Origin of the sequence: Paraburkholderia denitrificans (assembly GCF_042655705.1) — a bacterium.
In the GTDB taxonomy this organism is placed as follows: Bacteria; Pseudomonadota; Gammaproteobacteria; order Burkholderiales; family Burkholderiaceae; genus Paraburkholderia; species Paraburkholderia denitrificans.
The window spans coordinates 589,593-605,261 of record NZ_JBHSMP010000013.1 but is presented as its reverse complement, the minus strand read 5'-3'; the positions used below and the strand labels follow the sequence as shown (position 1 = coordinate 605,261).

General features: G+C 65.3%; 13 protein-coding genes. 8 read left to right on the top strand and 5 right to left on the bottom strand.

Annotated features, from left to right (window positions below; genetic code table 11):
* Positions 1-316: 316 nt before the first annotated feature.
* Complete coding sequence (gene uvrA, locus ACFPTO_RS12265) at positions 317-3,220, top strand: excinuclease ABC subunit UvrA (protein WP_377711602.1); 2,904 nt, start codon at positions 317-319, stop codon at positions 3,218-3,220.
* Between the two features lie 108 nt (positions 3,221-3,328).
* A complete protein-coding gene (locus ACFPTO_RS12260) occupies positions 3,329-4,414 on the top strand; it encodes an AI-2E family transporter (protein WP_377711601.1) in 1,086 nt (361 codons plus the stop codon).
* Positions 4,415-4,514: 100 nt separating this feature from the next.
* Here ACFPTO_RS12260 and purU read toward each other — a convergent pair whose 3' ends face one another.
* The 5 genes from purU to ACFPTO_RS12235 all read right to left on the bottom strand — a co-directional run bounded on the left by purU (position 4,515) and on the right by ACFPTO_RS12235 (position 9,640).
* On the bottom strand, positions 4,515-5,384 hold the full coding sequence (gene purU, locus ACFPTO_RS12255; RefSeq protein WP_377711600.1) for a formyltetrahydrofolate deformylase: 870 nt from the start codon (positions 5,382-5,384) through the stop codon (positions 4,515-4,517).
* Between the two features lie 45 nt (positions 5,385-5,429).
* Positions 5,430-6,299: an NUDIX hydrolase gene (locus ACFPTO_RS12250; protein ID WP_377711599.1), complete on the bottom strand. Its 870-nt coding sequence runs from the start codon at positions 6,297-6,299 to the stop codon at positions 5,430-5,432.
* Between the two features lie 36 nt (positions 6,300-6,335).
* Positions 6,336-6,950, bottom strand: coding sequence for a LysE family translocator (locus ACFPTO_RS12245; RefSeq protein ID WP_296651873.1), 615 nt, complete (start codon positions 6,948-6,950; stop codon positions 6,336-6,338).
* A gap of 4 nt (positions 6,951-6,954) precedes the next feature.
* Positions 6,955-7,521 carry an adenine phosphoribosyltransferase gene (locus tag ACFPTO_RS12240; RefSeq protein WP_296651870.1) on the bottom strand — a complete coding sequence of 189 codons (567 nt, stop codon included), beginning with the start codon at positions 7,519-7,521 and terminating at the stop codon, positions 6,955-6,957.
* Positions 7,522-7,624: 103 nt separating this feature from the next.
* Positions 7,625-9,640 (bottom strand): monovalent cation:proton antiporter family protein, encoded by a 2,016-nt coding sequence (locus ACFPTO_RS12235; protein ID WP_377711598.1) that lies wholly within the window; start codon positions 9,638-9,640, stop codon positions 7,625-7,627.
* Positions 9,641-9,995: 355 nt separating this feature from the next.
* On the opposite strand from ACFPTO_RS12235, the gene kdsD reads away from it, so the two are divergent.
* The 6 genes from kdsD to ACFPTO_RS12205 all read left to right on the top strand — a co-directional run bounded on the left by kdsD (position 9,996) and on the right by ACFPTO_RS12205 (position 15,552).
* Positions 9,996-10,979 carry an arabinose 5-phosphate isomerase KdsD gene (kdsD, locus tag ACFPTO_RS12230; RefSeq protein WP_377711597.1) on the top strand — a complete coding sequence of 328 codons (984 nt, stop codon included), beginning with the start codon at positions 9,996-9,998 and terminating at the stop codon, positions 10,977-10,979.
* Between the two features lie 2 nt (positions 10,980-10,981).
* Positions 10,982-11,539, top strand: coding sequence for a KdsC family phosphatase (locus ACFPTO_RS12225; RefSeq protein WP_377711596.1), 558 nt, complete (start codon positions 10,982-10,984; stop codon positions 11,537-11,539).
* On the top strand, positions 11,536-12,138 hold the full coding sequence (gene lptC / locus ACFPTO_RS12220) for an LPS export ABC transporter periplasmic protein LptC (protein ID WP_377711595.1): 603 nt from the start codon (positions 11,536-11,538) through the stop codon (positions 12,136-12,138). The genes ACFPTO_RS12225 and lptC overlap by 4 nt, the downstream gene beginning before the upstream one ends.
* A 31-nt stretch (positions 12,139-12,169) precedes the next feature.
* A complete protein-coding gene (lptA, locus tag ACFPTO_RS12215) occupies positions 12,170-12,883 on the top strand; it encodes a lipopolysaccharide transport periplasmic protein LptA (RefSeq protein ID WP_377711594.1) in 714 nt (237 codons plus the stop codon).
* The gene (gene lptB, locus ACFPTO_RS12210; protein WP_377711593.1) at positions 12,880-13,671 is read left to right on the top strand and encodes an LPS export ABC transporter ATP-binding protein; all 792 of its coding nucleotides are present in this window, start codon (positions 12,880-12,882) and stop codon (positions 13,669-13,671) included. The genes lptA and lptB overlap by 4 nt, the downstream gene beginning before the upstream one ends.
* Positions 13,672-14,025: 354 nt before the next feature.
* A complete protein-coding gene (locus ACFPTO_RS12205) occupies positions 14,026-15,552 on the top strand; it encodes an RNA polymerase factor sigma-54 (RefSeq protein ID WP_377711592.1) in 1,527 nt (508 codons plus the stop codon).
* Positions 15,553-15,669 lie beyond the last annotated feature (117 nt).

Genomic DNA, 15,669 nt, shown 5'->3' with positions numbered 1-15,669 from the left:
GTGGCTCCGGCATCCTCGCGCGGCGCGGCACAACGTGCGCCCGTGCCGCGTGGGGTTCCTCCGGCACTTCCGGCGCCGTCTTGCAACGGCACGCGAACGCCCCATCTGCGATGCAGGAACAACGGCCCGTCTGATTTGACCAAAGCAGTGATCCCGGCGGTGACCGCAGTGCTCATTGCAGTGCTCATTGCAGTACCGGTATCCGCACCCGCGGCATTACCTTTCAAGAGCCTTTAAAGACCGTCAGCAAGCCGTAACGGCGGTCTGGAAAAGTCGTTATAGTAGCAGGTTTAGCCTTCCCTTCTGCTGCAGGTTCATGGAACAAATCCGTATCCGTGGGGCCCGAACCCACAACCTGAAGAACGTCAATCTGGACCTGCCGCGCCACCAGCTCGTAGTCATCACCGGGCTCTCGGGTTCGGGTAAATCGTCGCTCGCGTTCGATACGCTTTATGCGGAGGGCCAGCGGCGTTATGTGGAAAGCCTTTCGGCCTACGCGCGCCAGTTTCTGCAGCTCATGGAAAAGCCGGACGTCGATCTGATCGAGGGTCTGTCACCGGCTATTTCCATCGAGCAGAAAGCGACCTCGCACAATCCGCGCTCGACGGTCGGCACCGTCACGGAAATCCACGATTACCTGCGTCTTTTGTTCGCGCGTGTCGGAACGCCCTACTGCCCCGACCACGAAATCGCGCTCGAAGCCCAAAGCGTCTCGCAGATGGTGGATACCGCGCTCGCGCTGCCCGAAGATACCAAGCTGATGATCCTCGCGCCCGTGGTCGCCGACCGCAAGGGCGAGCACACCGAACTCTTCGACGACATGCAGGCCCAGGGCTTCGTGCGGTTTCGCGTGCGCTCGGGCGGCGGCACGGCCAATGAGGGCGAGGCGAAGATCTACGAAGTCGAATCGCTGCCGAAGCTCAAGAAGAGCGAGCGGCACAGCATCGACGTGGTCGTGGACCGGCTGAAGGTGCGCGGCGACATGAAGCAGCGCCTTGCCGAATCGTTCGAGACGGCGCTGCGCCTCGCCGAAGGCCGCGCCATCGCACTCGAAATGGACACAGGCACGCAGCACCTCTTCAGTTCGAAGTTCGCGTGCCCGATCTGCTCGTACTCGATTCCCGAACTGGAGCCGCGTCTTTTCTCGTTCAACAACCCGATGGGCGCGTGCCCGGAATGCGACGGCCTCGGCCAGATCACGTTCTTCGATCCGAAGCGCGTGGTAGCGCATCCGTCGCTGTCGCTCGCGGCGGGCGCGGTGAAGGGCTGGGACCGGCGCAACCAGTTCTACTTCCAGATGCTGCAGAGCCTCGCGGCGTTCTACGAGTTCGACATCGACACCGCGGTCGAGGATCTGCCCGAGAACGTGCGCAAGATCCTGCTCTACGGCTCGGGCAAGGAAGAGATTCCGTTCTCGTACATCAACGAGCGCGGCCGCACTTCGGTGCGCGCGCACGTATTCGAAGGGATCATCCCGAACCTCGAACGCCGCTACCGCGAGACCGATTCGGTCGCCGTGCGCGAAGAACTCTCGAAGTACCAGAACAACCAGGCCTGCCCGCACTGCGACGGCACGCGCCTGCGCCGCGAAGCGCGTTTCGTGCGGATTGGATCGAATGTCGGCGCGGCCGGCGACGCGCGCGGTATCTACGAGGTGAGCAGCTGGCCGCTGCGCGATACGCTCGGCTACTTCCAGACGCTGCGGCTCGAAGGCGCGAAGCGCGAAATCGCCGACAAGGTCGTGAAGGAAATCGTCGCGCGCCTGATGTTCCTGAACAACGTGGGCCTCGACTATCTGTCGCTCGACCGCAGCGCGGAAACGCTCTCGGGCGGCGAAGCGCAGCGCATCCGCCTCGCTTCGCAGATCGGCTCGGGCCTGACCGGCGTGATGTACGTGCTCGACGAGCCGTCCATCGGGCTGCATCAGCGCGATAACGACCGCCTGATCGCCACCCTCAAGCACCTGCGCGACCTCGGCAATTCCGTGATCGTCGTCGAGCACGACGAGGACATGATCCGCATGGCCGACTATGTCGTCGACATGGGCCCGGGCGCGGGCGAGCACGGCGGCATGGTGATCGCCCAGGGCACGCCGGAGGAAGTGGAGAGCGACCCGGCGTCGATGACCGGCCAGTACCTCTCGGGCGCGCGCCGCATCGAATTCCCGGACGAGCGCAAGGAACCCGACGAGCGCCGCCTGCGCATCGTGGAAGCGCACGGCAACAACCTCAAGCGCGTGACGCTCGATCTGCCCGTCGGCCTGCTCACCTGCGTCACGGGCGTCTCGGGCTCGGGCAAATCCACGCTCATCAACGACACGCTCTATCACGCGGTCGCGCAGCATCTGTACGGCTCGTCGGCGCAACCGGCGCCGTTCGAGGCGATCGAGGGCATGGAGCACTTCGACAAGGTCATCAACGTCGACCAGTCGCCCATCGGCCGCACGCCGCGCTCGAACCCGGCCACCTACACGGGCCTCTTCACGCCGATCCGCGAGCTGTTCGCGGGCGTGCCTGCGGCCAAGGAGCGCGGGTACGATCCGGGCCGCTTCTCGTTCAACGTGAAGGGCGGGCGCTGCGAAACCTGTCAGGGCGACGGCGTCCTCAAGGTGGAAATGCACTTTCTGCCGGACGTGTATGTCCCGTGCGACGTCTGCCACGGCAAGCGCTACAACCGCGAAACGCTCGAAGTGCAGTACAAGGGCAAGAACATCAGCGAGGTGCTCGACATGACCGTCGAGCAGGCCTACGGATTCTTCAAGGCCGTGCCGGTCGTGGCGCGCAAGCTGAAGACGCTGCTCGACGTCGGTCTCGGCTATATCCGGCTCGGCCAGTCGGCCACGACGCTTTCGGGCGGCGAAGCGCAACGCGTGAAGCTCTCGCTCGAACTGTCAAAGCGTGACACCGGCCGCACGCTGTATATACTCGACGAGCCGACCACGGGCCTGCACTTCCACGACATCGCGCTGTTGCTGGAGGTAATTCACCGGCTCCGCGACCAGGGCAATACGGTGGTGATCATCGAGCATAATCTCGATGTCATCAAAACCGCCGACTGGATCGTGGACATGGGCCCCGAAGGCGGCGCGGGCGGCGGCCAGATCGTCGCCCAGGGCACGCCCGAGCAGGTCGTGACATCGAAAGCGAGCTTTACCGGACGGTACCTCGCGCCGCTGCTCAAACGGCAGACCGATGCGCTGGCAACGTCGGCGGGGAAATAGGGCAGTTGCCCGGGGGAACACGCGGCAACGCGTGCGGGCACCAACAACAAGGCAGCGAATCAGGGGAATTTAGCGTTCCTGCTGATCTGGAAACGGGATACTCGGATCATGGTCAAGCGCAGCGAAGCGACAGACGAAAAACAGGTGCGCGACCTCAGGCCGCGGCCGGTCCGGCTGACGAGCGACATGAGCCTGCCGAATCTGTCGGCCGTCGAAATCGGCAGCTACATCGTCACAATCGGCGGCCTGTGGACCGTGCTGTACCTGAAGCTGCTCGGCGCGCTCCTCGCGGGCATGCTCGTCTACCAGCTGGTTCACACCATCGCGCCGTTCATCGAGCGGCGCATGTCGAGCCAGCGCGCGCGCTGGGCGTCGGTGGTGCTCGTCTCCATCGTGATCGTCGGCACATTGACGGGGCTCATCGTCGGCGTCATCGAGCACTTCGAGCACGACGTGCCGAGCGTCCAGCAGGTCATGACCCAGATGATGTCCTTCGTCGACCAGGCGCGCGGCCGCATTCCGGGCGCCGTCGCCGCCTACCTGCCGGTGGACGTCGACCAGTTGAAGCTCAGGGCCGTCGCGCTCATGCACGAGCATGCGAACCAGTTGGGCCAGGGCGGCAAGAATGCCGCGCGCATTTTCGGGCACATCCTGATCGGCATGATCATCGGCGCGATCGTCGCCATCGGCGCGCAGAAGAACACGCAGCGCCTGCCGCTTTCCACCGCGTTCGTCACGCGCGTCGCGCGCTTCGCCGACGCGTTTCGCCGCATCGTATTCGCCCAGGTGAAGATTTCGACCATCAACACGGTGTTCACGGCCCTCCTCCTCCTGCTCGTCCTGCCGCTCTTTCACTCGCGGCTGCCGCTTGCGAAGACGCTCGTCGTGGTGACGTTCGTGGTCGGCCTGCTGCCGGTGATCGGCAACCTGATCTCGAACACGCTGATCGCCGCCATCGCGCTCACGGTGAGCCTGCCCGCCGCGATCTCCGCGCTCGTGTTCCTGATCGTGATCCACAAGCTCGAATACTTCCTGAACGCGCGCATCGTCGGCGGCCAGATCGAGGCGCGCGCATGGGAACTGCTCGTCGCCATGCTCGTGATGGAGGCTGCGTTCGGCATCCAGGGCGTCGTGGCCGCGCCCATTTTCTACGCCTATATCAAGCGGGAACTGATTTATCTGCGGCTCGTTTGAATGCGTCCGCAACAAAAAACCGGCGTCCTCGCGGACAGCCGGTTTTTTTACGCCTGTTGTTTTACGCCCCGTTTTTCCCGGGCGCACACCGCGCTGAAGCCTAGCGGAACACCACCGTCTTGCTGCCGTTGAGCACGATGCGATGTTCGACGTGCCACTTCACGGCGCGTGCGAGCGTCACGCACTCGACGTCGCGGCCAATCGCCGTCAACTGATCCGGCGTCATGCTGTGGTCGACGCGCTCCACTTCCTGCTCGATGATCGGACCTTCGTCGAGGTGCGTCGTCACGTAGTGCGCGGTCGCGCCGATCAGCTTCACGCCGCGGTCGAAGGCCTGGTAGTACGGCTTCGCGCCCTTGAAGCTCGGCAGGAACGAGTGATGGATGTTGATCGCGCGGCCCGCGAGCGCATCGCACAGTTGCGGCGAGAGGATCTGCATGTAGCGCGCGAGCACCACGAGATCGGCGCGCTCGCTTTCCACCACCTCCAGCACGCGCGCTTCCTGCGCGGCCTTCGCCTCCTGCGTGCCGCCGAGCAGCGGGAAATGATGGAACGGAATGTTGTAGCTGGCGGCGAGCTGGTAGAACTCCTTGTGGTTCGAGATGATCGCCGGGATCTCGATGGGCAGCTGGCCGGTGCGGTAGCGGAACAGCAAATCGTTCAGGCAGTGGCCGATCTTCGAAACCATGATGACGACGCGCGGCTTCACGTTCGCGTCGTGCAGTTCCCAGCGCATGCCGAATTCCTGCGCGAGCGGCGCGAATGACGCACGCAGCCCGTCGAGGCCCGCATCGCCGCCCACCTGCTCGAAGTGGACGCGCATGAAGAACTCACCCGTGTGGCTGTCGCCGAACTGCGCCGAATCGAGAATGTTGCTGCCGCGCTCGAACAGGAAACCCGATACGGCATGCACGATGCCCGGCCGGTCGGCGCACGACAGTTTGAGAATAAAGCTGTGATCGGTCGACATGACCCTCGTAACTCCTTCGTATTGCAGGGAAATCGCCGCGCCCTTTCAAAGTGACTGCGACAGCGTCGGCGGCTCGAAGATCGCGGCGATGCCTTCGCACGCGTCTTCGTCGATCCAGTTGCGGCGCAGCAGGCAGTCGAGCGTCGCGAGACTCGCATCCACGGTCATCGCGCCCTCTTCGATCCAGCGCGCGGCTTCGTCGATGCGCGCGAGCCGGTGCTCGCCGACTTCGCCATCCTGATTGTGCGGAACGAAATCCTCGGGCAGCGCGAGATCGTAGACGAAGACCTGCTCGGCCTGCGTGCCTTCCGGCAGCGATTGCAGCACGTGCACCGTGCGGCCCGCGCGGGCGCGCTGCGCGAGGTCGGCCGCAATGCCCGCCTCTTCCCAGCATTCCTTGACGATCGTGGCCTCGATGCCGAAACCCCAGCCGATGCCGCCCGCGACGACGTTGTCCAGCATGCCAGGGTCGGTGGCCTTGGTCGCGCTGCGGCGCGCGATCCATAGCTGCGGCGCGCCGTGGGAAGCCGGGCCCCCATATTCTACGACGCCGTTCAGATGCACCGCCCAGGTCATCGTCCCGAAAAAGCGCGACGCGGCGCGTTCGATGTATGCGAGCGGCGGCGCATCGAAGGCGTTGCGGATCGCGTAGGTTTCGTCGCGCCAGCCCGGGATGCGACCGTCTGCCGCAAGCGCGCCGATTACGGCGCCGAGCGCCGCGCTGCGCGAAGTCAGGTTGTCGAGCGTCGGCGACATCGCCACGCGCGCGGCGTCCACAACGAACACGTCGGGCCAGCGCGCGAGCAGCGCGGCGTCGGTCTTGCGAATCCAGCCGACGCGCTCGGCGCCGATCCAGAACGGCAGATGAGCGTGGACATCGAAACGGCGCGCGGCGCTAATGCAAGGCAAGGTCATCGTGTAAAGCTCCAGCGGAGCGGATCAGTCGCGCAATCAGTCGCGCAGCGCGACACGAAGGCCGAGTCCGATGAACGTGAGGCCCGCGAGCCGGTCGAGCCACACGCTCGCGCGCGGCCGGCGCTTGAGCCAGCCGCCGATGGTTCCCGCGCACAAGCCGATGATCGAGAACGCGACGACGGTCTGCAGCATGAACGCGAGGCCGAGTTCGAGCATCTGCAGCGTCACGCTCTGCGCGCCGTGCGCATCGACGAACTGCGGCAGGAACACGACGAAAAACAGCGTGACCTTCGGATTCATCATGTTGCCGAGCACGCTCTGGCGGAAGATCGTCGAGAGCGGCTGACGCGGGCGGTCGCCCGCGGCGGCGAGCCCCTGGCTCCTGAGCGCCTTCACGCCGATCCAGATGAGGTACGCGGCGCCCGCGAGCTTGAGGATCTGAAACGCGAGCGGCGACGAACGCAGCAGCGCGGCGATGCCGAGCGCGGCGAGCGTCGTGTGGAACGTCACGCCGGCCGCGAAGCCGAGCGCCGCGACGAGACCCGCCGCGCGACCCTGCGAAATGCCGCGCGCGAGCACCTGGAGGTTGTCCGGGCCGGGCGCGAAGGTGATGGCGATCGACGTTGCGAGAAACAGCGCGAAATTGGGCATGGGATCAGTGTCCGCCGAAGGACGTGATGGTGAAAAGCGGCAGGCCGGCATCGGTCAGCAGCTTCGAGCCGCCGAGGTCGGGCAGGTCGATGATCGCCGCGCCTTCGACGACTGTCGCGCCGAGCCGCTCGAGCAGCAGCTTGCCCGCGAGCATCGTGCCGCCCGTCGCGATCAGGTCGTCGACGATCACGACACGGTCGCCCTTGCGGCAAGCGTCGTCGTGAATCTCGACGGTCGATTCGCCGTATTCGAGCTTGTAGGTCTCGGCAACGGTCTTGTACGGCAGCTTGCCGATCTTGCGGATCGGAATGAAGCCGACGTTCAGTTCATACGCAACGATCGGCCCGATGATGAAGCCGCGCGCGTCGAGGCCCGCGACGTAGTCGAGCTTCGCGTCGACATAACGCTCCACGAACAGGTCGATCAGGATCCGCAGGCCTTTCGCATCGCCGATGAGCGGCGTGATGTCGCGAAACTGCACACCCGGCTGAGGCCAGTCGGGCACCGTGCGGATCAGGTTCTTCACCAACTGCGCAGGTTCGGCCGGCGCGTTCGCAGGTGCGTTAGACATGATTTCTCCGGGTATTGTCAGTGCTAGTAAAAGCAAAAATGCTGGATTCGGGTTCGGGCGCCGATGCACAAGCGCGCAGGCAGTCACATTCAGGCAGACACACTCAGGCCGCCGACGTCCCCGCCGCGCCGGCACCGGCCTTGCGGTGCCGCGAAAGCCGTTCTTCGGCCTTGGCGAGGTGCTCGGGCAGGCCGCGAATGACGATGATGTCGTTTTCGCGCAGCTTCGTCGACGGATCCGGCTCGACGCCGCGAATGCCATGCCGGCGGATCGCAGTCACCTCGACGCCGAGGTCGTACAGCCCCAGTTCGGCAAGCGTGCGGCCCACGGCGTCCGCGCGCGCATCGACCGGTACGGATTGTAGCCGCACCTGCTCGTGGCCGTCGTCGCCGACATCGTCGGTGCCATGGAAATAGCCGCGTAGCATGCTGTAGCGTTCGTCGCGCAGTTCCTCCACGCGCCGCACGACGCGGCGCATCGGTACGCCCATCAGCACGAGCATGTGCGAGGCGAGCATCAGACTGCCCTCGACGATCTCCGGAATCACCTCGGTTGCGCCCGCCGCGAGCAGGCGTTCGAGATCGGCGTCGTCGACGGTGCGCACGATCGTGGGCAGCGTCGGCTCCAGTTCGTGGATGTGGTGCAGCACGCGCATCGCCGACTGCGTGTTCGCGTAGGTGATCGCCACCGCCGCGGCGCGGTGAATGCCGGCCGCGACGAGCGACTCGCGCCGCGCCGCGTCGCCGAACACCACCGATTCGCCCGCCGCCGCGGCCGCGCTCACGCGGTCCGGGTCGAGGTCGAGCGCCACATACGAGAGCCCTTCGTATTCGAGCATGCGCGCAAGGTTCTGCCCGGCGCGCCCGTAGCCGCAGACGATCACGTGGCCGCTTTGCTTGATGCTCTGCGTGGCGATGCGCGTCATCATCAGCGACTGCTGCATCCATTCGGTCGACGACAGGCGCAGCACGATGCGATCGGCGTTCTGAATCAGGAACGGCGCGGCGAGCATGGAGAGCAGCATCGAGGCGAGGATCGCCTGGAGCAGCGTCGGATCGACGAGATGCTTGTCGAGGATGAGATTCAACAGCACGAAGCCGAATTCGCCGGCCTGCGCGAGACCCAGGCCCGTGCGCATCGCGACGCCGGGCGACGCGCCGGAGAGCCGCGCGAGCGCCGTGATCATGACGGCCTTGAGCACGACCGGGCCGATCAGGAACGCGGCCACCAGCAGCGGGTGCTGCACGATCACGTGCGGATTGAGCAGCATGCCGGTGGTCACGAAGAAGAGGCCGAGCAGCACGTCGCGAAACGGCTTGATGTCCTCTTCCACCTGGTGCCGGTAAGGCGTTTCGGCGATGAGCATGCCCGCAATGAAGGCGCCGAGCGCGAGCGAGAGGCCGAATTTATCGGTGATGAACGCGGCGCCGAGCGTGACGAGCAGCACGTTCAGCACGAAGAGTTCCTGCGAACGGCGCCGCGCGACGACGTTGAACCAGCGCGTCATGAACTTCTGGCCGACGATCAGCAAGAGCGCGAGCGCAAGCACGATCTTGATCCCGGCGAGCCCGAGCGACTCCATGAGCGACTTCGAATCGCCGCCGAACGCGGCGATCACGATGAGCAGCGGCACGACGGCCAGATCCTGGAACAGCAGCACGCCGAGAATGTTGCGGCCGTGCGCCGACTCGATTTCGAGCCGCTCGGCGAGCATCTTGCTGACGATGGCCGTCGACGACATGGCAAGCGCGCCGCCGAGCGCGACGCACGCCTGCCAGGTGATATGCACCCACGGCTCCAGCACGAGCCCGAGCAGCAGCGCGACCACGATCGTCCCGAGCACCTGCAACAGCCCGAGCCCGAACACGGCGTAGCGCATCGCGCGCAGCTTGGACAGCGAAAATTCGAGGCCGATCGAGAACATCAGGAACACGACGCCGAACTCGGCGAGGTTCTGCGCGCCGTGCATGTCCGGCACGATGCCGAGCGAGCGCGGCCCGACGAGGATGCCCACGCTCAGATAGCCGAGCATCGGCGGCAGGTTCAGGTAACGGAACAGCACGACGCCGACTACCGAGGCAAGCAGCAGAAACAGCGTCATTTCCAGCGGGGAGATCATCGTGTGAAGCGTCCTCGTGTAGCGTTGCGTCTGCGACTTTTTGTCTTTGGACCCTTACTTTGGCCCCCTAGTCCCCTCAATGGCCCCTCAAAGGAAACGGATGTTTGCATCGGGCACGCGCCGGCTGCGTCAATGATCGGCGCAAAGCGGGCCAAAAGGGAAGTGCTTTCGGGAAGCAACGCAGAAGCACGACGGGGGTGAAAAGCTTCGCGCGGACGCCCGGCTCGACAGCCTGCCGACTGCCCGCCAACGGCGCGCCGACCGCACGCCGACACGCCGCCAACCGCGCGCCAACGGGGGCTTTCAGGCCTGGCGCGCCGGCACGGCGAACAGGCGCCTTTGTTATACTCCGCGGATGATAGCGAAAATCAATGGCGATCGGGCACTGAAGCTCGCTCGCGACGTGCTCGACACCGAAGCTGACGCCGTCCGCGCGCTTCGCGAACGACTCGACGACAGCTTCGTCGGCGCAGTCGATCTCATCCTTGGCTGCCGTGGCCGCGTGGTCGTTTCCGGCATCGGCAAATCGGGCCACATTGCCCGCAAGCTGGCCGCCACGCTCGCCTCGACCGGCACGCCCGCGTTCTTCGTCCACCCTGCGGAAGCCAGTCACGGCGACCTCGGCATGGTCACCGCCGACGACGTCTTCGTGGCGCTCTCGAACTCCGGCGAATCGGAAGAACTCGTTGCGATCCTGCCGCTCGTGAAGCGCATCGGCGCGAAACTCGTCGCCATGACGGGCCGCCCGCAATCGACGCTCGGCCAGCTCGCCGACGTGCACCTGAATTCCGGTGTGGAAAAGGAAGCCTGTCCGCTGAACCTCGCGCCCACCGCCAGCACGACGGCGGCGCTTGCGCTCGGCGACGCGCTCGCGCTCGCGGTGCTCGACGCGCGCGGCTTCGGCGCCGACGACTTCGCGCGCTCGCATCCGGGCGGCGCGCTCGGCCGGCGCCTGCTCACTTATGTGCGCGACGTGATGCGCACGGGCGAGCAGATCCCGTCGGTGCGCGAGGACGCCACCGTGCGCGACGCCCTCTTCCAGCTCACGGCGAAGCGCATGGGCATGACGGCGATCGTCGACTCGGAGGACCGCGTGAGCGGCATCTTCACCGACGGCGATCTGCGCCGCGTGCTGGAGCGCGTGGGCGATTTCCGCAATCTGCCGATCGAAACGGTCATGACGAAGGGCCCGCGCACGATCGGACCCGACAATCTTGCCGTCGAAGCCGTGGAACTGATGGAGCGCCACCGCATCAATCAGATGCTGGTCGTCGACGGCGCGGGCAAGCTGATCGGCGCGCTCAACATGCACGACCTGTTTGCGAAAAAGGTGATCTGACCATGACGGCCCTCCCACTTGACGCCACCGCACGCGCCGCGCGCGTGCGCCTGATGATTTTCGACGTCGACGGCGTGCTGACCGACGGCGGCCTGATGTTCACCGGCGCGGGCGACACGATGAAGGCGTTCAACTCGCTCGACGGCCACGGCGCGAAGCTGCTGCGCGAAGCCGGCATCGACACGGCCATCATCACCGGGCGCCGCTCGGAGATCGTGGCCGTGCGTGCGAAGGAGCTACGCATCACGCATCTGTATCAGGGCGTGGAAGACAAACGCGTCGCGTTCGCGCAACTGCTCGCCGAAACGGGCCTGACGGCGCAAGAATGCGGCTACATGGGCGATGACTGGCCCGACCTCGCGGTGATGCTCCAGTGCGGCTTCGCAGCCGCACCGGCGAACGCGCACGCCGACGTGCTCGCGCGCGCCCACTGGGTCGCCGCCGCGCACGGCGGCCACGGCGCGGTGCGCGAAGTCACCGACATGATCCTGCGCGCGCAGAACCGCTACGAGGCGCTGCTCGCCGCCGCCTGCGCGCCGCATGCTGCGAAGCCGCGATGAACGCACAGAGATTCCGCCTTACATCGCTTGTTCCGCTCATCTGCGTGGCGGCGCTGGCAGGCTTTACGTGGTGGCTGCTGCAGGCGGTCCAGCCACACGAAAAGGAAGCGGCGCCGCGCCCGCTCACGCACACGCCAGATTACTTCGCCGATAACTTCTCGGTGTCCGAACTCGACCAGTCGGGCGCCACGCAGTACCGTCTCACCGCGACGCACCTTACCCACTACGAGGACGACGACGACGGCGAACTCACGATGCCCGCCGTGCGGGCATTCCAGCCCGGCAAGCCGATCGTGACGGCCACGGGCGAGCGCGGCAAGGTGAACGCCGACGCCTCGATCGTCGATCTTTACGACAACGCGCACATCCTGCGCGCGGCGGGCGAGGGCGATCCGGATATGCAGGCCGATTCCGAGCATTTCCGCGTGCTCGTCAATGACGATGTGATCCAGACCGAAAAGCCGGTTAAACTTCGTCGCGGCCAGTCGGTCATGACGGCCAGCAGCGGCATGAATTACAACAACGTCACCCGGGTCATCCAGCTTCACGGCAACGTCCGCGGCGCGATCGCCCCGGCTGATTCCGGCGGCTCGTCCTGATCCACGGGCCGTCCACCCCAGGCACGATTGCATGAACGAATCGCTTCCCCGTCCTCCGTCCGGCGCCTCGCGCGCGCATTGCACCATGGCTCGAACCATGGCAGGCACCACAGCTCGCACCATGGCTGGCGCACTGGCCGCGCTCGCAGCCGCGCTGTCGCTTCTCGCCTTCGCACCCGCCGCACACGCCGAGCGCGCAGACAAGGACAAGCCGCTCAACATCGAAGCGGACAACATGACCTATGACGATCTGAAGCAGCAGACCATCTTCACCGGCCACGTCGTCGCGACGAAGGGCACGATCCTGATCAAGGCCGACAAGCTCGTCGTCACCCAGGATCCGCAGGGCTACCAATACGCGACCGGCACGGTGCCGCCGGGCAGCACGACGCTCGCGTTCTTCCGCCAGAAGCGCGAAGCCGTCGACGAGTACGTCGACGGCACGGCCGAGCGCATCGACTACGACGGCCGCCAGGATCTCACCACGCTCACGACGCGCGCAACGGTGCGCCGCCTGCAGGGGCTCTCGACCGTGATGGATCAGGTTCACGGCAGCATCATCACCTACGACGGCCAGAACGACTTCTATACCGCGAAGTCGGGCAAGGACGTCGCGGGCCCGGGCAACCCGACCGGCCGTGTGCGCGCGACGCTCTCGCCGCGCAACAGCGGCGGGCCGCAGCTCACCGGCGCGCCGGCCACGCTCGCGCCGTCGACCACGCTTCAGGAAGCGCCGCAACAATGAACACCGTGACCGCTCCCCTCAGCCACGGCCGGCAGCTCGAAGGCAAGACGAGTTCGCTCGTCGTGCGCAACCTGAAAAAGCGCTACGGCTCGCGCACGGTCGTCAAGGACGTCTCGCTCGACGTGAAGAGCGGCGAAGTCGTCGGCCTGCTCGGCCCGAACGGCGCGGGCAAGACCACGTCCTTCTACATGATCGTCGGCCTCGTGCCGCTCGACGCGGGCGAGATCGATCTCGACGGCCAGTCGATCAGCCTCCTGCCGATCCACAAGCGCGCCGCGCTCGGGCTTTCGTATCTGCCGCAGGAAGCGTCGGTGTTTCGCAAGCTCACCGTCGAAGAGAACATCTGCGCGGTGCTCGAACTGCAGGTGGACAGCAACGGCAAGCGCCTGTCGAAAGACGTCATCGCACAACGCGCCGAAGCGCTGCTCGACGAACTGCAGATCGCGCATCTGCGCGAAAATCCGGCGCTCTCGCTATCGGGCGGCGAGCGTCGGCGCGTGGAAATCGCGCGTGCTCTCGCCACCGATCCGGGCTTCATCCTGCTCGACGAACCGTTCGCCGGCGTCGATCCGATCGCCGTGCTGGAAATCCAGAAGATCGTGAAGTTCCTGAAGCAGCGCAACATCGGCGTGCTGATCACGGACCACAACGTGCGCGAGACGCTCGGCATCTGCGACCACGCGTACATCATCAGCGACGGCACCGTGCTCGCGGCCGGCGCGCCTGGCGACATCATTGAAAACGAAAGCGTGCGCCGCGTGTATCTCGGCGAACACTTCCGCATGTAATTCCCGCACGCACGCCCCGGCCATGCCGCCGGGTGCCGCGCGCGCAAGCCTTCCCTCCGTAGCGTTTTTCCCTTGCCGCGTCGCTCGCCTCGCGCGGGCGCTGTACCGCCGCGCGCGCGAAAAGGATTGAAACAAGAGGATTGAAACGTGTGCGCAGCGCCGCTATCTGCAAAGTAATCGCGACCTCATTTGCAGATCTGTTCGCAGGCGATGAACAGAACGCAAGCAGATCGAGAAGCGAGCCGAAGAGCCGAACCATTTGAGGGCCGCACCAACGCGGGGCGCGCGCGTTTTTGTGGTAACTGCGTGGTATCGCGGGCGTGGCAAACTCTTTACAATGAATCGCAGACCGCCATGAAAGCCAGCCTCCAACTCCGCCTCTCGCAGCATCTTGCGCTGACCCCACAACTGCAACAGTCCATCCGGCTGCTACAGCTGTCGACGCTCGAACTGCAACAGGAGGTGTCCACGGCGATTGCACAGAATCCGCTGCTCGAAAACGACGACGACTGGATCGCGAGCCCGCTGCGTGTCGCCGCCGACGGCTCGCTCATCGCGCAGCCGCCCATGCCTGCGGGCGAGGCGATCTCCACGGCGGGCGCACCTGCGGCATCGACATCGACCTCTTCGGCGAACGGCAGCGAAAACGGCGAAGGCGAACCGCAGGGCGTCGACGAATACGATGGCCTGGGCGCCGATGCTGCCGGCGACACAACCCAGTGGAACCTCGACGACTACGGCCGCTCCGGCGCCGCTTCCGACGACGACGATCTGCCGCCGCTACAGATCCACGAATCGACCACGACGCTGCGCGATCACCTGATGGCGCAATTGCGCGTGACGCAGGCGAGCCCGCGCGATCGCGCACTCATCACGTTCCTGATCGAATCGCTCGACGACGATGGCTATCTGTGCGCGACGTGCGATGAAATTCTTGCCGATATTCCCGAGGAACTCGAAGTCGACGCCGACGAGCTGAACGCCGCGCTCGCGCTGCTGCACAGCTTCGATCCGGCGGGCGTGGGCGCACGCTCGGCATCGGAATGTCTGAAGCTGCAGTTGATGCGCGTCAATACGTCGCCTACGCGCACGCTCGCGCTGGAGATCGTGTCCAGCTATCTGGAACTGCTCGCCGCACGCGATTTCACGCGGTTGCGCAAGCAACTAAAGACCGGCGACGACGAGTTGCGTGAGGCGCATGCGCTGATCCGCACGCTCGAACCGTTCCCGGGCGCCGCCTACGGCAAGGCCGAGGCGGACTACGTGGTGCCGGACATCATCGTCCGGAAGACGGGCCAGAGCTGGCATGCGGAGCTCAACCCGGAAGTCGTGCCGAAGCTGCGCATCAACCATCTGTACGCCAATATCCTGCGCAACAACCGTGGGGATCCGGGCAGCGGATCGCTGCGCCAGCAACTGCAGGAAGCGCGCTGGCTGATCAAGAACATCCAGCAACGTTTCGAAACGATCCTGCGCGTGGCGCAGGCCATCGTCGAGCGTCAGAAGAATTTTTTTGCACATGGTGAAATCGCCATGCGCCCCTTGGTTTTGAGAGAGATTGCTGATACGCTGGGCCTACACGAATCAACTGTCTCGCGTGTGACAACCGGTAAATACATGCTGACTCCATTCGGTACACTTGAATTTAAGTACTTCTTTGGATCGCATGTCTCGACCGACACAGGAGGCGCGGCGTCATCGACGGCCATCCGCGCACTCATCAAACAATTGATAGGAGCCGAGAACCCTAAAACTCCTCTTTCAGACAGCCGCATAGCCGAACTGCTGGCGGAACAGGGTTTCGTGGTTGCGCGACGCACCGTCGCCAAGTACCGCGAGGCGCTGAAGATTCCGGCAGTCAATCTGCGCAAGTCTCTTTAGCCTTTTGCCGGGAGTCCGGCATGGGCGTTTTCCGGCCGCCGCGCCAGTTGGCGGATATGGCCGGCCGAGGTAGCCCGCCGCGCAGGCCTTTCGGGGAAACCGCGCACGGCCGCACCA